Raw genomic sequence first — 20,181 nt, 5'->3', positions numbered from 1 at the left:
GTGGTGGGTGGGAGTGGTGGGTGGGAGTGGTGGGTGGGAGTGGTGGGTGGGAGTGGTGGGTGGGAGTGGTGGGTGGGAGTGGTGGGTGGGAGTGGTGGGTGGGAGTGGGTTGGGTGGCTCAGGGATGTTGGGGTTCTATGCGGTCGCCTCCCAAATGCCTACAGATGGGATTCCAACCCCTAACTCCCCAGACAGGTACCAACCACCGCAGACCGGTTAACACTCCCCCAAGGACGACCACCACCCAGCCCTCACTGTGAGCCGGGTCACTCTGATTGGTCTAGTCCAACAGTAAAACTCTCGATTTCTTCACCACCGAATACTCATGAGTATTTCCTAAAACAGAAGAATCGAGACTCTTCCCCACTCCTTTCGCCTTGTTGACCCCGGACCAGCGGGCACAGACTCGAACACAAGCACCCAGGGGACGCCAAAGGAGTGAAACCATGAATGATCGCCTCAAGGGAGCTGCCGAGCAGCTGCAGCGCGAGTGGGACAGCAACCCCCGCTGGAAGAACGTCGAGCGCACCTACACCGCCGAGGACGTGGTGAGGCTGCGGGGCAGTGTGCAGGAGGAGTATACGCTGGCCAGGCTCGGCGCCGAGCGGCTGTGGGAGCTGCTCAGCACGGAGGACTACGTGCACTCGCTGGGCGCGCTCACCGGCAACCAGGCGGTCCAGCAGGTGAAGGCGGGGCTCAAGGCGATCTACCTGTCCGGCTGGCAGGTCGCGGCCGATGCCAACCTCGGGGCGCAGACGTACCCGGACCAGTCGTTGTACCCGGCGAACTCGGTCCCCGCAGTCGTGCGGAGGATCAACAACGCGCTGCTGCGGGCCGACCAGATCACCTGGTCGGAGGGTACGCCGGACGCGCCGCACTGGCTGGCGCCGATCGTGGCCGACGCGGAGGCGGGGTTCGGCGGTGTGCTGAACGCCTTCGAGCTGATGAAGGGCATGATCGCGGCCGGCGCGGCGGGTGTGCACTGGGAGGACCAGCTCGCCTCCGAGAAGAAGTGCGGCCACCTGGGCGGCAAGGTGCTCATCCCGACCGGGCAGCACATCAAGACGCTCAACGCCGCCCGCCTGGCCGCCGACGTCAGCGACGTCCCCTCACTGATCATCGCGCGGACCGACGCCCAGGCCGCGACGCTCCTGACCAGCGACGTGGACCCCCGCGACCAGCGTTTCACCACCGGCGACCGTACGGCCGAAGGCTTCTACCGGGTGCGCAACGGGGTCGAGTCGTGCATCGCGCGCGGACTCGCCTACGCGCCGCACTCCGACCTGCTGTGGATGGAGACCTCCACGCCCGACCTGGATGTGGCCCGCGAGTTCGCCGAGGCGGTCAAGGCGGAGTACCCGGACCAGATGCTGGCCTACAACTGCTCGCCCTCCTTCAACTGGAAGAAGCACCTCGACGACTCCACGATCGCCAAGTTCCAGCGTGAGCTCGGGCACATGGGGTACAAGTTCCAGTTCATCACACTGGCCGGGTTCCACTCGCTGAACTACTCGATGTTCAACCTGGCCCAGGGGTACGCCGAGGACGGCATGACCGCGTACGTGGAGCTGCAGGAGGCCGAGTTCGCCGCCGAGTCGCGCGGCTACACCGCGACCCGTCACCAGCGTGAGGTCGGCACCGGTTACTTCGACCTGGTGAGCACCGCCATCGCCCCCGACTCCTCCACCACGGCCCTGAAGGGCTCGACCGAAGAGGAGCAGTTCGAGCACTGATCCTCTTTCCGGCGAGGATCCTCCTATCCTTGACGTGGAGGCATCCTTAGCAGGAGGCTCCGACTCCGAGCTGGGCTCACCGCTCGGACGAGGAGGACTCGCCCGGACTTCTCCAGGGCATGGGACGGTTCCCCGGTGCGAGTCCTCCTCCCTTGATCCCCTCGTGCCAGGCCACCTCGGGCGCCTGGCACGAGGGGATCTTTTGCGTGGGGCTGGCTGGCGTGCGTGTCGGGGCCGGCCGAGGTCCACGCCTGGGTGAGCGAAACGTACGTGCCGGGGCGAGCGAGGCGTCCAGGCGTGGGCGCGCGAAACGCATGTCAGAGCGGACGAAGCGCGCGGGCGCGCGGGTGCTGGGGCGGTACGCGGGCGAACGTGCGTGCCGGGGTGAGCAGGCGCGCGGGCGGACGCCCACGCCAGGGCGAGCGAGCAGGCGCGCACATATCGGGGCAAGCCAACGTCCATGCCCGGCCGGATGAACGCGCATACAGAGCGGACGAACGCTAAGTCCGTGAAAAATACGAAAATTCCACCCGTGTCCCGGTAGATAACATCGTATTCGGCACATATAGCCCTGCTCGATGGATACAGCCTCGCCAGACGGATACAGTCCTGCCAAACAGATACCGTCTATGCCCGACAAATACCGACGCCTTCGACAGACAACAGCCAACGCCCCGCAGCAAGCCCGGCCCGACAGACGCCACCGCCGCCACACCCGACAGCCACCACCACTCGACAGCCACCACCACCCGAGCGGCACCATCACCCGACCGGCCCCACCACCCGCCGACCACAGCCAACCCCACCCTCACCCTCACCACCCTCACCTCACCACCCCCCATCCTCACCCCCACATCCACCGCAAATCACCCCACACCCCCCACCCCACCACCCCAGTACGCAACGTATGTCCGAAATCAAATTGGTCACCAGCTTCGGCCCCTCCTTTACCGTCAGACCTCCGCTAATTCCGCTGAGCTTTCTTGCCTCTTGACGGACGGTTTGTCACGTAGTCACATTGCGATCGGTCCTAAATATCCCATTGGGACCACACATCCTTTGTGTCGCCAAGAGCAGAAGGAGTGTCGTGTGAAACGCAATGCTGCGTTTGCGCTCGTCACGACGGTCGCGGGATTACTCGTGGCCCTGTCCACGATCCCGGCCGGTGCCGCCGCCCCCCAGGCCGCAGCCACCTCCGACCCGAAGCAGGCCGCACAGGCGGCCGACCGCCTCGTCGCCGCGGAGCCACAGCTCCTGCGGGCCTCGTCGCGGGACTCGTTCCAACGTCGTGGAGTCGTCGAAGGCCAGGGTGGCCTGAACTACGTCTCCTACACCCGCACCCATGCGGGACTGCCCGTGTACGGGGGCGACTTCGTCGTCGTCACCAACCGCACCGGCGGCGTCCTCAGCACCTCCATCGCCCAGGACCGGACGCTGAGCGTCGCCACCACGCCCAAGCTCACCCCGGCAGCCGCCACCGAGATCGCCCGCGCGCAACTCAGCGAGGTCACCACTTCCTCTACCCCGCAACTCTCGGTCATGGCCCAGGGCACGGGCCGCCTCGCCTACGAGGTCGTCGCCGAGGGAACGCGCAACGGCATCGAGAGCAAGCTGCACGTGTTCGTCGACGCGCTGACCGGCGAGATCGCCGAGCAGTCCGACGAGGTCAAGGCCGGAACCGGCAACGGGTACTACAACGGCAATCCGGTCACGATCGGCACCACGCTCAGCGGTTCGACGTACTCCATGACCGACCCGGCCAGGAGCGGCCTGCGCTGCGGCGGGCAGAACGGCTCGGCCTACACCGGCCCGGACGACAACTGGGGCAACGGCTCGGGCACCGACCTGGAGACCGCCTGCGTCGACGCGATGTTCGCCGGAGCCAAGGAATGGGACATGTTGTCGTCGTGGCTCGGCCGCAACGGCATCAACGGCACCGGCGGCGGCTTCCCCGCCAGGGTCGGCCTCGCCCAGGTCAACGCGTACTGGAACGGCAGCTACACCAACTTCGGCCACTCCCAGGACAACCAGCGCCAGGCCACGCCGATCGACGTGGTCGCCCACGAGTACGGCCACGCCATCTTCCAGACCACGCCGGGCGGCTCGACCGGCAACAACGAGAAGGGCATCCTGAACGAGTCGACGGGCGACATCTTCGGCGCGCTCACCGAGTTCTACGCCAATCTGCCCGCCGCGCTCGACCCGCCCGACTACAGCGTCGGCGAAGAGGTCAACCTGGTGGGCAGCGGCCCGATCCGCTACATGCACAACCCGTCGCTGATCTCGGGCAACCCCAACTGCTACTCGGCCTCGGTGCCCGGCATGGAGGTGCACGCCGGAGCCGGTGTGCAGAACCACTGGTTCTACCTGCTGGCCGAGGGCACCAACCCGACCAACGGCCAGCCGGCGAGCACCACGTGCAACGGCACGACGCTGACCGGCATCGGCATCCAGAAGGCCGGCCAGATCTTCATGGGCGCGCTGAACCGCAAGACCACGGCCTGGACGCACGCCCTGGTCCGCAAGGCCTCGCTGGAGGCGGCGATCCAGCTGTTCCCCGGCTCCTGCGCCGAGTTCAACGCCGTCAAGGCCGCCTGGCTCGGCGTGAGCGTGCCCGCCGCATCGGGCGAGCCCACGACGTGCGGCAGCGGACCGGACTTCCAGCTGACGCTGAACCCGACGTCGGCCACCGTGCAGCCGGGCCAGAGCGTGAGCGTCGCGGTGAACACCCAGACCACGTCGGGTGCCGCCCAGACCGTCACGTTCAGTGCGGCGAACCTGCCTTCCGGCACCACTCACACCTTCACCCCGCCGTCGGTGACGTCCGGGGCCTCCTCCACCCTGGCCATCAACGTGCCGGCGACCGCCACACCCGGCACGTACAACGTGATCGTGACCGGTGACGGCACGAGTGTGGACCGGACCGCGCCGTTCACGCTCGTGGTCGGCACCACCACGAACACGGTCTTCGAGGACACCTTCGAGACCAACCTCGGCTGGGGCGTCAACGCCTCGGGCACCGACACCGCCACCTCCGGCGTGTGGGAGCGCGGCGACCCGGCCGCGACCTCGTACTCGGGTACGGCGCTGCAGCAGGGCACCACGGTCAGCGGGAGCAACGACCTGGTGACCGGGCGCCTGGCGGGCAGCGCGGCAGGTGACTACGACGTCGACGGCGGCCTGACCAGTGTCAGATCGCCGGAGATCGTCCTGCCGAGCGGCACGCTGACGCTGACGTTCTCGTGGTACCTGGCGCATCTCAACAATGCCAGCAGCGCCGACTACCTGCGGGTGAAGGTGGTCAGCGGTTCCACGAACACGGTGGTCTTCCAGCAGGCGGGCGCGGCATCCAACCGTGCGGGCGCCTGGGCGACGGCGACCGTGAACCTGTCGTCGTACGCCGGTCAGACGGTGCGGCTGCTGGTGGAGGCGGCCGACGCCTCGACGGCCAGCCTGCTCGAAGCGGGCGTCGACAATGTGAAGATCACGAAGTCCTGACCCGTTCCGTCCGCGGCCCCGGCGCCTTCCCCGTGCGCCGGGGCCGCATCGTGCTCCGCCATTCTCATCAGATCGGCAATTCATCGGTCAACTTCGGTTATCGCGATAAACAATTTCATCGGAAAACAATCGCCCGCGGGGCCGCAGTACCCTCTCATCGTGCATTGTCCGCCGAGCGAGCGGCAGGCGAGCTCGAAGCCCGGGCCGGCCAGCCTGCCGCCCCGTGCAACAGTTCGCCCTCCTCATCCGTCTGGGCTGTGACGGATGAAGGAAAGGCATGGCATGGAAGACGATTCGCGCTTCGCGGAGTTCGTCGCCGAACGGGCCGACGCGCTGCTGCGTTACGGCTACGTGCTCAGCGGCAACCCGCACGACGCGGCCGATCTGACCCAGGAGGCGCTGATCCGGCTGCGCGGCGCCTGGGCCCGGGTACGGCGCAAGCACGACCCCGAGAGCTACACCCGTACCATCATGGCCAGACTGCACATCGGCGTGTGGCGACGACGCAGGCGCGAGCAGCTGGCCTGGGACCTGCCGGACGAAGGCCGGTTCGACGCCCTGCCCTCCGACCGCGAGGAGGGCCTCTGGCAGGCGCTCGCCGTCCTCCCCCGCAGGCAGCGCGCCGTTCTCGTGCTGCGCTACTACGAGCAGCTCACCGATGCCGAGATCGCCGAGGTGCTCGGCGTCTCCCGGGGCACCGTACGCAGCCAGGCCTCGCGCGCCCTGGACAAGATGCGCCATGCGATCCCCCACCCGACGGCCCCCCACCCGACGGCCCCCCACCCGACGGCCCCTCACCCCGCGGCTACGAAGGGAAGTGCCCGATGAACGACTTCGAAGGCAGCATCCGCGACACGCTGACCAGCGCCGCCGAACGTGCGCCGCACGCGCCGGGGCGGCTGGCCGTACAGGTGGAGAGCGGCTACCGCAGGCGCAGGACGCGCAGGGCGCTCCTCGCGGCCGCCGCGTCGACCGTCGCGGTCGTGGCCCTGGCGGGCGGCGTGGTGGCGCTGACCGGCGGCGACCCCCTGGGCGGCAAGGCGGTCCGGGACACGGTGGCCAACCCGGCCGCCACGCAGGAGGCCGCCGTGGCCGAGCCGGGGCCCGAGGGGGACTACCAGCCGCTCGCCTCGGCGCCGCCCATCGCCGAGGTGTGGCCGCAGGCCCTGCACAAGGTGCCCACCGTCCTGGACACCGGGCAGCGGGTCAGGCCGTGGCTCTTCCTCGACGACGACACCGTGCTCCTGGAGGCCTGGGAGAGCTTCGAGAAGGCGGGCGCCATCTACGCCTACGACCTCACGACGGCGAGCGCACGCAAGATCGCCGACACCACCACGCCGAAGGGCGTCTACTCCTCGGGCTGGACCAGCGGCGGCGGCCACATCGCCTGGCAGACGATCAGGGAGCAGGGCGGCGACAGGGAGACCAGGTTCTGGAGCGTCCCGGTGTCGGGCGGCACACCACGCGAGATCAGCACCGGCGGGCGCATCGTCGGCGGAGGCGGGGACAACCTGGCCGTCGTCGGCGACCGGTTCGCCTACAGCGCCCCGGGCGGCGGCGTGTTCACCGTTCCCCTCGGGGGCGGAACGGCGCAGGCCGTGCCCGGCACCGAGGGGTTCACGCTCGTGCGCTGGCCCTACGCGGTCAGGGCCGCGCAGAAGGGCGACGCGCGGGAGGAGCTGCTCGACGTCGACACCGGCCAGGTCAGCAAGGCCGTCGTCAGACCCGGCGAGCGGCTCGTCTACTGCGACGTGACGCACTGCACCGGACGCACCCCGAACAAGCAGGAGGGCTTCTACCGCCTGCGCGACGGATCAGGCGAAAGGCTGCTCGATCTCGGGTACGGCGTGGGCGAGATGGCAGGCGACAGGTTCGGCTCCCAGCCGCTCATGGGCAGCCGGGGCAGGTCCACGGGCGTGGCGCTGGTCGACCTGGCCACCGGCAGGACGGCCGACCCGGGAGTACGGCCGGGCAAGGACGGCGGCTACTCGGCGCCCGCACTGGGGATGACCGACGGGCGGCTGGTCAGCTACACCATCGGCACCTCCTACCTGGTCGTGGACCTGTCCAAGATCAAGTAGCGCTCAGGAGGCGCCTGCGGGCGGCGGCGTCGAGGCGGGCGGCTCCGACGTGGGCGTGACCGAGCCGGAGGGGTCCGGCGACTCGCCCGGCCCTTCCTGCGGGATGGTGCTGATACTCGTCGTGGGATGCGGGCACCCCATCGGCTCGGCGCACCCGCCGCCCTCCTCCCCCTGGCCCGGCACGGTCGGCCGCCCGCCCTTCGGGCCGTCCTCGCCGTCGGCGCTGCGCAGGCGCGACGGCGCGAGCGTGCGGGTGCGCGTGACGACGACCGTGGGGGTGGGCAGGCCGATCGGGACCGTTCCCGTCGGGTGCGCCGGAGTGCCGTGCACCGCCCTGACGGTGGAGCTCGCACTGCCGTGCGGGAGCACGATCGGCGCTCCGGCCGGCGGTTCGGACGCGCCGCCGATGCCGATGCCGCTGCCCGCCGCCGCGACGGTGAGCGCGGCGATCGACACGGTGGCCAGCGCGGCGAAGCCGGCATGCGACAGATGCGCGCCCGTGCGCGCCCTGCGCTGCCGCGGCCTCGCCTCCTGCTGCCCCCCGCCCGCCGCCTTGTCCGGCCCGGCCACCGGCGCGCCACGCCCACCCGCCCCCGCCGGGTACGGCACGGCGCTCCAGATCTCCCCCATCACGTGCTCGACGGCCGCCCTGAGGTTCCACGGATCGCCGACCCCACCGGCGGCCAGCAACGCCCGCAGCAGGTCACGCGCCTCGGGCCGCTCGGCCGGGTCCTTGCGCAACGCGGCCTCGACGGCCGGACGCAACAACGCGGGCACGCCCGCCGTACGGGGAGGCTCGACGAGGATGCGGCGGGTCAGCACGTCGGCCTCGCCCGAACCGAACGGGTGATGGCCGGTGGCCGCGAAGGCCACCAGACAGCCCCACGAGAACACGTCGGAGGCCGGGAGCGCGGGCGCGCCCGTCAGGCGTTCGGGGGCGACCCAGCCGGGACTGCCCATGACCTGCCCGGCCTCGGTGTGCTGGGCCGCGGTGTCGACGTCACGCGAGATACCGAAGTCGATCACACGAGGGCCGTGCGGCGACAGCAGGACGTTGCCCGGTTTGAGGTCGCGGTGCACCAGCCCGGCCTCGTGCACGGCCACCAGCGCGGCGGCCACGCCGAGCGCCACCCCGTAGGCCAGGTCGGGCGTCAGCGCGCCCGCCCCGACGACCACCTGCGACAGCGCCGGGCCCGGAATGTACTCGGTGACCAGGTAGGGCCGGTCCCGATCGACGCCGTCCTCGATGACGGCCGCCGTGCAGAAGGGCACCAGACGCCGCGAGAAGGCGACCTCCTCGGCGAACCTGGCCCGCAGCGTCGCGTCGTTGAGATGGACGGCATGCGGCGTCTTGAGTGCGACCAGACCGCCGGAGGATCCGCCCTTGGGGTCCTCGGCCAGGTACACCACGCCCATGCCGCCCGTGCCGAGCCTGCCCAGCAGCAGATGGCGGCCGATGATGACCGGATCGCCCACCGTCAGAGCTCGCACGCCAGGGGGCATGCCGTTCGAAGAACCACCACGAGTCATCGAAAGTCATGCCTCTCACGTCCGGGACACGGCACAGCACACTGTGGCCCCAACGCGGACGCGTTTTCGCATGACTTTCACAGGGGGTATGGGAGGTTAGGTCTCTACTACCTTCTGGCCAGATATCACTGTGACGAGATGGCCGCGAGTGACGCCTGACCAGTGCCGGAGCCTCCCGGGCGATCAGCCGATCGCGGCGCTCTCCTCGTCCTCGACCTGACGGTTCCACTCCTGCTTGACCGCGCGCCAGGCCTCGTCGTCGACGCCGGTGCGCCAGTAGCCGGAGATCGACAACCTCGGCATCGGGACACCGCGCTCCACCCGCAGCAGGCGGCGCAGGCGCTTGACGAAGGCCGCCTCGCCGTGCACGAACGCATGCACGTCGCCCGGCGGGAACTCCAGGCCCTCGACGGCGGCCACGAGCGCGTCGCCGACCGGCGCCGCGCCCCGGTGCACCCACACGACGCGGGCGTCGGCGACGGTCTCGAACTTCTGCTCGTCGGCGGGCCCGTCGACCTCGACGAACACGTGGGCGACCGCGTCGGCGGGCAGCGCCTCGACGGCCGCGGCGATCGCCGGCAGCGCGCTCTCGTCGCCGACCAGCAGGTGCCAGTCCGCGTCGGCGTCGGGCGCGTAGCCGCCGCCGGGCCCCGCGAACAGCATGACGTCGCCCGGCTCGGCCTTGGCCGCCCACGGACCGGCCAGGCCCTTGTCGCCGTGGTGCACGAAGTCCACGGTCAGCTCCAGCGCCTCCGGGTCCCAGGCCCTGATCGTGTACGTGCGCAGCCTCGGCCACTGCTCACGGGGGAAGGACGCCCTGATGGCGGCCATGTCGAACGGCTCGGGATAGGCCACGTCGTCATAGGGGAAGACCAGCTTGAGGTAGTGGTCGGTCAGCCCCTCGGTGCGCAACCCGCTCAGGCCGTCACCGGCGAAGACGATACGGATCATGTGCGGAGTGAGCTGCTCGACGCTGCGCACGACACCACGGTGTGTCATCGGTTCCCCTTGCTCTTAGGTATGCCTAACCTACACCTAGGCCAACGACGCCCGACGGCCCGCGTCTTCCCACGCCCGTGCGAGGCCGCCCGTGAGAAGCTGACCGTATGGCCGGATACTCGGGCACACCGCTGCCCGTCAAACTGGGTGTGAAGCCGGACCACCGCGTCCTGGTCCTGGGCGGCCCCACCGACCTGCCGATCGGCCCCTACCACCGCCGCGCCGGCCGCGACCCCTACGACGTCGTCCTCCTGTTCTGCCCCGACGTCGCCCGGCTGCACGCCGCCTTCCCCGCCTGCGCGGCCCGCCTGAGGCGCGACGGCGGCCTGTGGGTGTGCTGGCCCAAGCGCGCCGGCGGCGTGCCGACCGACCTGACCGAGGCCCACGTGCAGGCCTACGGCCTTGAGCAGGGGCTGGTCGACAACAAGGTGTGCGCGGTCGACGAGACCTGGTCGGGGCTGCGCTTCGTCTACCGGCTGGCCGACCGGTAATCCTGTTGCCCGGCCGCCCGCGCCCCGGCCATACTGCTTCGCTCGCGCCGGGACCCGCCCGCGCGCCCCCGGGCACGGCTCGCCACCGTCCCGTCACCCTCCGGAGGTGCCAGACCATACCGCTCTACGCCCGGCTCGTCCGGTACGGCTTCCGCAAACACGCCACCTATGTGAGCGCCGCCGTCGCCGCCGCGTTCACCAACAGCGTCTTCGGCATCCTTCGCGCCTACGTCCTCATCGCCCTGTGGCAGGCCAGGCCGGGCCTGGCGGGCTACGACGTGCTCGACGCCGTCACCTTCTGCTTCGTCAGCCAGGCCCTCATCGGCCCGATGCAGCTGTTCGGCGGCGGTCTCGGCATACCCGAGCGCATCCGCAGCGGCGACATCGCACTCGACCTGGTCAGACCGGCCTCGCTGCAGGCCTGGTCGATGGCCGAGGACCTGGGCCGGGCCGCCTACCTGCTGCTCGTACGCGGCCTCGCGCCGATGGCGGTCGGCGCCCTGGTGTTCGGCATCGTCGCGCCCGCCGACCTGGCCGCCTTCCTGCTCTCCTTCCTGGCCGCCTTCGTCGTCAGCTTCGGCTGGCGGTACCTGGTGGCGCTTTCGGTCTGCTGGCTGGTCGACGACAGGGGCGTGTCCACCGCCTCGACCGTGCTGACCACCTTCTTCAGCGGCCTGATGGTGCCGCTGCCGCTGATTCCCGGCGTCCTGGGCGAGGCGTCCCGCGCGCTGCCGTGGGCGGCCATGGTCCAGGTGCCGACCGACGTCTATCTCGGCAAGGCCGATCTGCTGCCCGCGCTCGGCTTCCAGCTCCTGTGGGGTGCGGTCCTGCTCGGCCTGGGCGCGCTGGCCACCAGGGCGATACGCCACAAGGTGGTGATCCAGGGTGGTTAGGAGCTACGCGCTGCTGGTGTGGACCTGGACCCGCGCCGCCGCGGCGTACCCGGTGTCGTTCACGCTGCTGCTCGTCTTCGGTGCGATCCTGTCCGGTCTCGACCTTGCCGTCATTCTGGTGATCTTCGCCAACACCACGTCGCTCGGCGGTTTCGGACGCACCGAGGTGCTGTTCATGTACGGCGCGAGCGGCACCGCGTTCGCCCTGGCCGATCTGCTGTTCAGCAATCTCGACCGCATCGGCGCGCACATCAGGTCGGGCACGTTCGACACGATCCTCATCCGCCCGGCGAGCTCGTGGGTCCAGGTGGCGACCGACAGGTTCGTGCCCGCGCGTGTCGGCAGGATGATCCAGCCGCTGGTGGTGCTCTGCCTGTCGCTGCCGGCGCTGGGGGTCGAGGCCGGGCGGCTGTGGATGGTGCCGGTCATGGTGGTGTGCGGCGCCGCCATCTTCGGCGCCCTGTGGACGCTCGCGGGCGCGCTGCAGTTCGTCCTGGTCGACGCGCCCGATCTGGGCAGCGCCTTCACCTACGGCGGCGGGCAGCTCACGCAGTACCCGATGACCGTCTACGGGCGTGAGGTGGTGCGCGGGGCGACCTACGTGCTGCCGCTGGCGTTCGTCAACTGGCTGCCCGGGCTTTACGTGCTGGATCGGCCGGACCCGCTGGGCATGCCGGCGTTCGCCGGCTTCCTCGCGCCGGTCGTGGCGCTCGTCCTCGGCCTGGTGGCCGGGCTCGCCTGGCGCGCGGGCGTCCTTCGTTACCGTTCGACGGGGAGTTGAGCATGATCGAACTTGACCGGGCAGGCCGTTCGTTCAAGGTCAGGCGCACGGTGGTGCATGCCGTGCACGAGGTGTCGTTCCGGGTCGCGCCCGGCGAGTTCGTCGGGTACCTCGGTCCCAACGGTGCCGGGAAGTCGACGACCATCAAGATGTTGTGCGGCATCCTCACCCCGACCTCCGGCAGCGTCCGGGTGGCGGGACTCGACCCGTCCAGACGGCGCACGGCGCTGGCGCGGCGGATCGGCGTGGTGTTCGGGCAGCGTACGACGCTGTGGTGGGACCTGCCGCTCAGGGACAGCTTCGAACTGATCCGGCTCCTTTACAAAGTAGATCGCAAGCTGTTCCGCGAGCGGCTCGACGAGCTGGTCGAGACGCTGGAGCTGGCCGCGTTCCTGCGCACGCCGGTGCGTCAGCTCAGCCTCGGCCAGCGCATGCGCGGCGACCTGACCGCGGCCCTCCTGCACGCGCCCGACGTCCTGGTGCTGGACGAGCCGACGATCGGGCTCGACGTGGTGAGCAAGGCGAACATCAGGACGTTCCTGCGCCGGGTCAACGCCGAACGCGGCACCACCGTGCTGCTGACCACCCACGACCTGGGCGACATCGAGCAGTTGTGCCGCCGGGTCATGCTCATCGACCACGGCAGGCTGGCCTTCGACGGCGACCTCGACGCGCTCATGGCCACCATGCCCGAGGAGTCGTCGATCGAGGGCGTGGTGACCAGGCTCTACACCCGGCACGCCGACCCCGAAGGCTCACATCAGTAGTAGGCGCCTTCCTGGCTCTCCTCGTAGTCGTCCTCGATGTCCTCGCGCCGCCCGGCCCAGCGGGAGGGCATCAGGACGGGGACGAACAGCGCGACACCGAGCATCGCGTACACACCGGTGGTGAGCAGCAGGCCAGCGCCCCGGCCCGCCTCCAGGAGCACCTGGTGCAGCGAGGGGTCGTCGGGCACGAACGACAGCGCCCTCGGCGCGTCGAGGGCGTAGACGACCGTCCAGGCCAGCAGCACCATCGAGGGCACGAACGTGGCCAGCGGCGAGACCCGTCCCGCGACCACGAGGCCGAGCAGCAGGCCGATCGCCGCCATCGAGCCGAGCGCGATCCACAGCGGCATACCGTTGGCCGGTGTCAGCGGGCCGGTCGCGCCGCCCACCGCCTCCTGCACCGCCCATCCGCCTCCGGCGACGAGCACACCGGCCACCAGCACGCCGAGAAGCAGACCAACGAAGTGCCGCATCGTCATCACCTCATGTCGGAGCCCGCCCCGACCCTAGCGACAAATACCGCAAAACGGCAGAGATAGCGGTCTCGTGAGAGCATATGCGTCAGCTATGCGTGCGCACCTCCCTCTGCGGCTCGCGCGGTCGGCTGCCTTCGGCGCCGTCTGCGTGTCTCTTGCCGCCCTCGGCCACGCGCTGGCCGGGGGGAAGGCGCCCGATCCGCTCGCCGTCTGCGCGGGTCTGACCGGGGCCACCGCACTGGCCGTCGTGCTCGGCGGCAGGGAGCGCTCACCCCGGACGATCAACGTCGCGCTCGTCGGCGCCCAGGTCGTCCTGCACGTGCTGTTCGGCACCGACACGCCGGGCACGGCCTCGGCCCACGCCCACGGGCAGGGCCTCGGCCAGGGCATCGGCATGCTCACCGCCCACCTGACCGCGACCCTGATCACGGCCTGGTGGATGAGCAGGGGCGAGGCCGCGCTGTGGGCGCTGCTGCGCCGCATCGGCCGCGTCCTGCTGCCCGTCACCGAGCCGCAGGCCCCGCCCGCCGTACGGCAGGCCGCGCCGGTCGCCGACTCGGCCGCCGGGCTTCGCGGGCGGGTGCTCCGTCACATCGTCAGCAGGCGTGGTCCTCCACTTCCCGCCTGAACACCTGACGCCTCATCCCGTTTCCCATCCCCCGAAGTGGAGTTTCGCCATGTCCTTCCCCCGTCGTGCCGCCACCGTGCTCGCCGCCGCCGCCGCGCTCACCATCGGGCTCGCACTGCCCGCGCTCGCACACGTGACCATCAACCCGCGCAGCGCCGAGCAGGGCGGATTCACCAAGGTCGCCTTCCGGGTGCCCAACGAGCGCGACGACGCCTCGACGACCAAGCTGGAGGTCACCTTCCCCGCCGACCACCCGCTGGCCTTCGTCTCGGTCAGGCCCGTGCCCGGCTGGAAGGTCGAGGTCACCGAGGGCAAGCTGCCCAAGCCCGTCACCACCGAGTACGGCGAGCTGACCGAGGCCGTCACCAAGGTCACCTGGTCGGGCGGCAAGATCGAGCCCGGCCAGTTCCAGGAGTTCGAGGTGTCGATGGGCATGCTGCCCAAGGACACCGACCAGCTGATCTTCCCCGCCGACCAGACCTACTCCAACGGCGAGGTCGTCAAGTGGGACGACGAGCCCGCCGCCGACGGCAGCGAGGCCGAGCGCCCGGCCCCCGTGCTGAAGCTCACCCCCGCCACCGGCGACGACGGCCACGGCGCGGCCTCGGCCTCGCCCGCCGCCTCGGCCTCCACCGCGCCCGCGGCCCACGCGGCCCCCTCGGTGAGCCCGGTCGCGGCCGCATCCGGTGACGGCTCGGACTCCACCGCCAGGATCCTGGGCGGCGCCGGGCTGGTCGCTGGCCTGGTCGGCGTGGTCTTCGGGGTGCTGGGCCTGCGCAGGCGCTCGGCCTCCTGAGCGCGGCCGGGCCCGGCCCGGTGACAGGCGGAAGAGGGGCCGATCCCCCGTCGGTCCCTCTTCCGTTTCCCGCCGCTCACGCGGTGACGTCGCGCCCGCTGAACCTGGCCCAGGCGATCGAGCAGCCCACCGCGATGTAGGCGGCGAAGACCAGCACGCCGTCCAGCAGGTCGCCGTAGGCCAGAGGGTCACGCAGGGCGCCGTCGAACCCGGTGAACCACGTGGTGAGCAGGAACGGCCTGACCGCGTCGAGCTGCGGGATCACACTCACCACCTGCGAGACGATGACCAGCACGACCGTCCCGGCGATCGCGCCGATCGGCGCCTCGGTCAGCGTGGACAGCGCCAGCGCCACGGCGGCGAGCGCGGCCATGGCCAGGCCGACGTACCCGACGACGAGCACGATCCGCAGCAGCCCTTCGGCGAAGGCGACCTGCGTGCCCGACAGCAGTGTCATCGGGCCGGTCGGGAACAGCAGCAGCCCGGTGATCAGCGCCGTCGCCGCCACCACGGCCGTGACGACGAAGGAGAAGACCACCGCGTTGGCGTACTTGACCGCCAGCAGCCTGGTGCGTCCCGCCGGGGCCGTGAGCAGGTAGCGCAGGGTCCCGGCCCCGGCCTCACCCGCGATGGAGTCGCCCGCCACGACCGCGACGGCGACCGGAATCAGCAGCGGCACCAGCACGAACAGCGCCGACAGCGTCAGGAACAGCCCGTTGCCCGCCGTCTGCTCGATGATCGCGCCCACACCGGACGAGCCGGTGTCGGAGCCGCCGTCACTGCCCAGGATGCGCAGCACCACGCCGATCAGCACGGGCACGGCGGCCAGCACCACCAGCATGACGACATTGCGCGGCCGTCGCATCGTCAGCCCGATCTCCGAGCCCAGCAGCCGGGTGAAGGCCCGCATCCCCCGCGAGGCGGGCCGCACGCGCACGGCGGCGGCGCCGATCCCCCGGGGAGCGTGCGCCTCGGGAGCAAGCGGCGCCGTCTCGGTCTCAGTGCTCGACATCGAAACCCTCCCCTGTCAGGCCCACGAACACGTCCTCAAGGCTCGGCCGCACAACAGCCAGCCCGCGTACGGCGACGCCCGCGGCGACCAGGGCCGAGGTGATCGCCTCGGGGGCGTGCCCGCCGAGGTCGGCGCTGACCGCGGGCGGCTCGGACGACACCTGGGTCAGGCCGAGCCCGGCCAGCACCCCGGCCGCCTGGGCCAGGTCGGGCGTCTCCACCCTGATCCGCACCGGCGTGCCGCCGCTCAGCGACGCGATCGTGCCCTGGGCGACCAGCCGGCCCGTGCGCATGACGCCCGCGTGTGTGCACATCTGCTCGACCTCGGCCAGCAGGTGGGAGGAGACGAACACGGTGGTGCCGTCGGCGGCGATCTCCTTGACCAGGGTGCGCACCTCCCTGGTGCCCTGCGGGTCCAGGCCGTTGGTCGGCTCGTCGAGCACGAGCAGCTCGCGCGGCCCGAGCAGGGCGCCCGCGATGGCCAGGCGCTGGCGCATACCGAGGGAGTAGGCGCGATAGCGCTTGCCCGCCGCCGCGGCCAGACCCACGCGTTCGAGCGCGGCGGCCACCCTGGCCCTGGCCGTGCGCGGGTGCGCGGTCGGGTCGGCGGCGTCGAACCGCAGCAGGTTCGCCTCGCCCGACAGGTACGGGTAGAAGGCGGGGCCCTCGACGACGGCGCCGACGCGGGGCAGGGCCGAGGCGATGCCGCGCGGCATCGGCTCGCCGAGCAGGGAGCAGTCGCCCTCGGTCGGGGCGACCAGGCCGAGGAGCATGCGGATGGTGGTGGTCTTGCCCGAGCCGTTGGGCCCGAGGAAGCCGAAGACCGAGCCGCGCGGCACCGCGAGGTCGAGGTGGTCCACGGCGACCTGGCCGCCGCGGAAGCGCTTGGTCAGGCCGCGCGTGACGATCGCGTCGCCGGCCCCGGAGGGCGGGGCCGCCCCGAAGGGCGCCCCCGCGATGTCCAGCATGGTCACTTCTTGCCCGCCGCCTCGATGAGCTCCTCGGGGGTGACGGCGCCGACGAGCAGCCGCCCGTCGTCGGTCAGGAGCAGCGTCAACAGCTTGGTCTTGATGATCTTGCCGCTGCCCCACGGGCCGCTGACCGGCGTGGCCGCGCTCAGGGCCGCCTTGGCCAGCGCGGGCCCGCTGACGCCGCCCGCGAGGTCGCTCTCCTCACCGTGACCCGGCAGGCCCTGGCCCGCCTCCTCGCCCGCCTCGTCCTTGCCTGGCTCGGCGGCCTGCCGCAGGTCCTTCAGGTCGAACGGGACGATCGCGACGGTGGCCCAGCCGTCGCCGACGACCTTGATCCGGCCCTTGACCGCCGCCTCGTCCTCGTGCGCCTCCTGCTTCGCGTCCTCCTGGGCCGGGACGAGGTCGCTCAGCGCCTGTTCCTTGACCTTCGCGCCCGCCGGAGGGACGAAGGCGAAGTTCTCGGCGGCGGGCTCGGTGAAGGTGACCGAGGTGAAGCCGACCTCGAAGGCGGGCTCGGCGGCCCCGTCGGCGTAGACCTGCACGCGCAGCGGGACCAGCGTCTCGCCGTCGAGCGCCACCCGGATGTCGCGCACCAGCGAGGCCGGGTCCTTCGGGGCGAGCACGAGTTGGTACACCGGCCTGCCCGCGACCTCGTCGGTGTTGCTCACACTGATCGCGGTGTGCGTGTCGGCCTTGGCCAGCACGCTCTGCGCGAACTGCTGCGGCGTCAGGCCGGTCGGCAGCCCGGTGGGCGCGCGCTCACCCAGGGCCGGGACGTCCTTGGGCTGCGGCGTCATCTTGATCTTCGTGGCGGTGTTGCTCGCACTCTCCCACAGCCAGGCCTGGTCGCCGTTCACGATGACATTGGTCTCGCTCATCTGGCCCGGCAGGGCCACCCTGACCCGGTTGTGGTCGCCGTACCAGACCTTGACCTCGCGCGAGCCCGACAACAACGACAGCGGCGAGCTCGAGTCGAGCCCCGCCGGAAGGCCGGGCACGCCGAGCGAGGCGGTCTCCAGCACGGTGCCCGACATCGGGGGCAGCGACCCCTTCTGCGCGGCGTTGACCGCGTCGGCGAGCAACTGCTGGGCCGAGCGCTCGGGCAGCGCCGGGGCGCCGCTGACCGCGGCGATGACCGGGCCGGTGCCCAGCGCCGCGCCGATCACGGCGACGGCGGCGACCGGCACGCCCCACCTCACGAGCCTGCCTCTGATTCCCTGCGACTCCATGTCACTCCTCAACGGTATGCGGGCGGTGCGGCCCGCGGGTGTCCGACCGTGCGACCTTTCACCGCCAACCCTGCGCGACCGGAGCTGTGCCGAACCTGAGACAGACTGAGATGGCTCTCAGCCTTCTCAGCGTGGTCTCAGGCGCGCAGGTCAGGATGGGGGCCGAAGGACGGCGCGAACGAGAGGAAGCCGATGCGGGTGCTTGTCGTCGAGGACGAGCGCAGGATGGCGGCGGCGCTGCAACGCGGGCTGCAGGCCGAGGGCTTCGCCGTCGACCTCGCCCACGACGGCGAGGACGGCCTGCACCAGGCCAGGCACGGCGAGTACGACGTCGTGGTGCTCGACATCATGCTGCCGAGGATCTCCGGCTACAACGTGTGCAAGCAACTGCGCGCGGAGGAGAACTGGGTGCCGATCCTGATGTTGTCCGCCAAGGACGGCGAGTACGACATGGCCGACGGCCTCGACCTGGGCGCCGACGACTACCTCACCAAGCCGTTCTCGTACGTGGTGCTGGTGGCCAGGCTGCGCGCCCTGCTGCGGCGCGACGCCGGGCGCAGGCCGGCCGTGCTGAGCGCGGGCGACCTGACGCTGGACCCGGCCAGGCGCAGGGTGGCCAGGGGCGAGCGGCCGATCGAGCTGACGCCGCGCGAGTTCGCGCTGCTGGAGTACCTCATGCGCCGCCATGACGAGGTGGTGGCCAAGGCGGAGATCCTGGAGCACGTCTGGGACACCTTCGACACCGATCCGAACGTGGTCGAGGTCTATGTCGGCTACCTGCGCCGCAAGATCGACGTGCCGTTCGCGCGCAACGCCCTGCAGACCGTGCGGGGCGCGGGCTACCGGCTGGCCGGCGATGGGGGCTGAGCACTCCCCCGCCGGGCCCGGCGGCAGGCGCAAGGACGCGGCCGAGTGGTGGCGGCGGCGCAGCCTGCGCTTCCGGCTGACGGCCGCGGCGTCGGCCGCACTGGCCGCGGCGCTCGCGGTGTCGGCGTTCGTGCTGATCAGCGTGCTCGGCCGTGCGGTCATCGCGACCGTCGACGAGTCGACGCGCACCAGGGCCAAGCAGGTGCAGGCGTGGGCCGACGCCGGGACGCTGACCGATCCGATCAGCATGCCGGACGGCACGATCATCCAGGTCATCGACGCCCAGGGCCGCATCACGCACGGCACCGCGAGCGTCGACCGGCTGGTCCCGCTGCTGGGCGCGGCGGCCAGGGCGCGGGTGCTGGCCGAGGGCGAGGCGATCTACCACGACGGCGACCCCTACGGCATTCCGGGCCCGCTGCGCGTCATCGTGATCCATGCCGACAACGGCCGCACGGTGCTGGCCGCACGGCCGATCGGCGAGATCGACAAGAGCCTGCTGACCACCGGCAAGGTGCTCTTCGTCGGCACGCCGATGCTGCTGGTCCTGCTGGCGACCGCGAGCTGGCTGATCATCGGCAGGACGCTCAGGCCGATCGCCGCCCTGCGCAGGGGCGCCGCCGAGATCACCCACACGGCCAGGTCGAGGCGGCTGCCGGTGCCGCAGGCCCGTGACGAGGTGGCCTCGCTCGCGATCACGCTCAACGACATGCTCACCCGCCTGGAGCAGGCCGAACAGCGCCAGCGCGCCCTGGTCTCCGACGCCGCGCACGAGCTGCGCAGCCCGCTGGCCAGCATCAGGGTGCAGTTGGAGGTGGCGCTCGGCCATCCCGACGGCCAGGACTGGCCGCTGACGGCCGAGGGCGTGCTGGAGGACACCATGCGCCTGTCCAGGCTGGCCGAGGACCTGCTGGCCCTGGCCCGCCTGGACGAACGCGGCGGCGTGCCCGCCCGATGCGAGCCCGTCGACCTCGACGAGGTGGTGCGCCAGGTCACCGACAGGTACGGCGAGGCCAGGCTGACCAGGTGCGACCCGGTCGTGGTGCTGGGCGACGCCCTCGACCTCGGCAGGGTGCTGACCAATCTGATGGACAACGCCGCCAGGCACACCACCACCGGCATCGAGGTGGCGTTGCGCGCCGACGGCGAGCTGACCGTGACCGACGACGGGCCCGGCATCCCCGAGGACGAGCGCGAACGGGTCTTCAACCGCTTCACCCGCCTGGACAGCGGCCGCAGCCGCGACGAGGGCGGCGCCGGCCTGGGCCTGGCGATCGTACGCGAGACCGTCCGCGCGCACGGCGGCTCGGTCACGCTGGAGGACGCCGCCCCCGGTCTGCGCGTGCTGGTGCGGCTCCCGCCAACGGGCGGGTAAGACAGGGTCCGCATTCCATCAAGTGATTGACGGAGGCATATGTCGTGATTAGCCT

At 71.1% G+C, this 20,181-nt stretch carries 18 protein-coding genes; 12 read left to right on the top strand and 6 right to left on the bottom strand.

The annotated features are described in order from the left end of the window. Positions 1 to 446 precede the first annotated feature (446 nt). The 4 genes from aceA to ACTWNK_RS18730 all read left to right on the top strand — a co-directional run bounded on the left by aceA (position 447) and on the right by ACTWNK_RS18730 (position 7,312). Positions 447 to 1,733: an isocitrate lyase gene (aceA, locus tag ACTWNK_RS18745; RefSeq protein WP_474305431.1), complete on the top strand. Its 1,287-nt coding sequence runs from the start codon at positions 447 to 449 to the stop codon at positions 1,731 to 1,733. Between the two features lie 1,089 nt (positions 1,734 to 2,822). Then, a complete protein-coding gene (locus tag ACTWNK_RS18740) occupies positions 2,823 to 5,231 on the top strand; it encodes a M4 family metallopeptidase (protein WP_474305429.1) in 2,409 nt (802 codons plus the stop codon). A 282-nt stretch (positions 5,232 to 5,513) separates the two neighbouring features. Then, the gene (locus ACTWNK_RS18735; protein ID WP_474305427.1) at positions 5,514 to 6,059 is read left to right on the top strand and encodes a SigE family RNA polymerase sigma factor; all 546 of its coding nucleotides are present in this window, start codon (positions 5,514 to 5,516) and stop codon (positions 6,057 to 6,059) included. Further along, positions 6,056 to 7,312, top strand: coding sequence for a TolB-like translocation protein (locus ACTWNK_RS18730; protein ID WP_474305425.1), 1,257 nt, complete (start codon positions 6,056 to 6,058; stop codon positions 7,310 to 7,312). The genes ACTWNK_RS18735 and ACTWNK_RS18730 overlap by 4 nt, the downstream gene beginning before the upstream one ends. Before the next feature lie 3 nt (positions 7,313 to 7,315). On the opposite strand, the gene ACTWNK_RS18725 is transcribed toward ACTWNK_RS18730, so the two are convergent. After that, a complete protein-coding gene (locus tag ACTWNK_RS18725; RefSeq protein WP_474305423.1) occupies positions 7,316 to 8,803 on the bottom strand; it encodes a serine/threonine-protein kinase in 1,488 nt (495 codons plus the stop codon). Between the two features lie 222 nt (positions 8,804 to 9,025). After that, positions 9,026 to 9,841: a siderophore-interacting protein gene (locus ACTWNK_RS18720; protein WP_474305421.1), complete on the bottom strand. Its 816-nt coding sequence runs from the start codon at positions 9,839 to 9,841 to the stop codon at positions 9,026 to 9,028. A 107-nt stretch (positions 9,842 to 9,948) separates the two neighbouring features. Between ACTWNK_RS18720 and ACTWNK_RS18715 the strand changes: the two genes are divergently transcribed. The 4 genes from ACTWNK_RS18715 to ACTWNK_RS18700 all read left to right on the top strand — a co-directional run bounded on the left by ACTWNK_RS18715 (position 9,949) and on the right by ACTWNK_RS18700 (position 12,773). Beyond that, on the top strand, positions 9,949 to 10,332 hold the full coding sequence (locus ACTWNK_RS18715) for a hypothetical protein (RefSeq protein WP_474305419.1): 384 nt from the start codon (positions 9,949 to 9,951) through the stop codon (positions 10,330 to 10,332). A gap of 170 nt (positions 10,333 to 10,502) precedes the next feature. Next, positions 10,503 to 11,225, top strand: a complete 723-nt coding sequence (locus ACTWNK_RS18710; RefSeq protein ID WP_474305417.1) for an ABC transporter permease — start codon at positions 10,503 to 10,505, stop codon at positions 11,223 to 11,225. Next, entirely contained in the window at positions 11,218 to 12,006 is a 789-nt protein-coding gene (locus tag ACTWNK_RS18705; RefSeq protein WP_474305415.1) for an ABC transporter permease, read from the top strand. Before ACTWNK_RS18710 ends, ACTWNK_RS18705 begins: the two co-directional genes overlap by 8 nt. Before the next feature lie 2 nt (positions 12,007 to 12,008). Next, positions 12,009 to 12,773: an ABC transporter ATP-binding protein gene (locus ACTWNK_RS18700; RefSeq protein WP_474305413.1), complete on the top strand. Its 765-nt coding sequence runs from the start codon at positions 12,009 to 12,011 to the stop codon at positions 12,771 to 12,773. Here the strand turns inward: ACTWNK_RS18700 and ACTWNK_RS18695 are convergent. Further along, on the bottom strand, positions 12,767 to 13,246 hold the full coding sequence (locus ACTWNK_RS18695; protein ID WP_474305411.1) for a hypothetical protein: 480 nt from the start codon (positions 13,244 to 13,246) through the stop codon (positions 12,767 to 12,769). The two genes, ACTWNK_RS18700 and ACTWNK_RS18695, sit on opposite strands and share 7 nt — an antisense overlap. 94 nt (positions 13,247 to 13,340) lie before the next feature. On the opposite strand from ACTWNK_RS18695, the gene ACTWNK_RS18690 reads away from it, so the two are divergent. After that, positions 13,341 to 13,877: an MFS transporter gene (locus ACTWNK_RS18690; RefSeq protein ID WP_474305409.1), complete on the top strand. Its 537-nt coding sequence runs from the start codon at positions 13,341 to 13,343 to the stop codon at positions 13,875 to 13,877. 49 nt (positions 13,878 to 13,926) lie between these two features. Further along, positions 13,927 to 14,673 carry a YcnI family copper-binding membrane protein gene (locus ACTWNK_RS18685; protein WP_474305407.1) on the top strand — a complete coding sequence of 249 codons (747 nt, stop codon included), beginning with the start codon at positions 13,927 to 13,929 and terminating at the stop codon, positions 14,671 to 14,673. 76 nt (positions 14,674 to 14,749) lie between these two features. Here ACTWNK_RS18685 and ACTWNK_RS18680 read toward each other — a convergent pair whose 3' ends face one another. The 3 genes from ACTWNK_RS18680 to ACTWNK_RS18670 are packed head-to-tail and all read right to left on the bottom strand — an operon-like array spanning position 14,750 to position 17,884. Next, the gene (locus ACTWNK_RS18680) at positions 14,750 to 15,685 is read right to left on the bottom strand and encodes an ABC transporter permease (protein WP_474305405.1); all 936 of its coding nucleotides are present in this window, start codon (positions 15,683 to 15,685) and stop codon (positions 14,750 to 14,752) included. After that, positions 15,672 to 16,652, bottom strand: a complete 981-nt coding sequence (locus tag ACTWNK_RS18675; RefSeq protein ID WP_474305403.1) for an ABC transporter ATP-binding protein — start codon at positions 16,650 to 16,652, stop codon at positions 15,672 to 15,674. The genes ACTWNK_RS18680 and ACTWNK_RS18675 overlap by 14 nt, the downstream gene beginning before the upstream one ends. A 2-nt stretch (positions 16,653 to 16,654) precedes the next feature. Continuing rightward, positions 16,655 to 17,884, bottom strand: a complete 1,230-nt coding sequence (locus tag ACTWNK_RS18670; RefSeq protein ID WP_474305401.1) for a LolA family protein — start codon at positions 17,882 to 17,884, stop codon at positions 16,655 to 16,657. Between the two features lie 192 nt (positions 17,885 to 18,076). Here ACTWNK_RS18670 and ACTWNK_RS18665 point away from each other — a divergent pair, with 192 nt between their 5' ends. Together ACTWNK_RS18665 and ACTWNK_RS18660 are read left to right on the top strand one after the other, a co-directional pair. Further along, entirely contained in the window at positions 18,077 to 18,751 is a 675-nt protein-coding gene (locus tag ACTWNK_RS18665; protein ID WP_474305399.1) for a response regulator transcription factor, read from the top strand. Further along, entirely contained in the window at positions 18,741 to 20,126 is a 1,386-nt protein-coding gene (locus ACTWNK_RS18660) for a sensor histidine kinase (protein ID WP_474305397.1), read from the top strand. The genes ACTWNK_RS18665 and ACTWNK_RS18660 overlap by 11 nt, the downstream gene beginning before the upstream one ends. Positions 20,127 to 20,181 lie beyond the last annotated feature (55 nt).

The organism is Nonomuraea sp. IBHARD001, from assembly GCF_056106265.1.
Note: the sequence above shows the minus strand (reverse complement) of the source record. Positions and strands in the feature narration are given on the sequence as shown.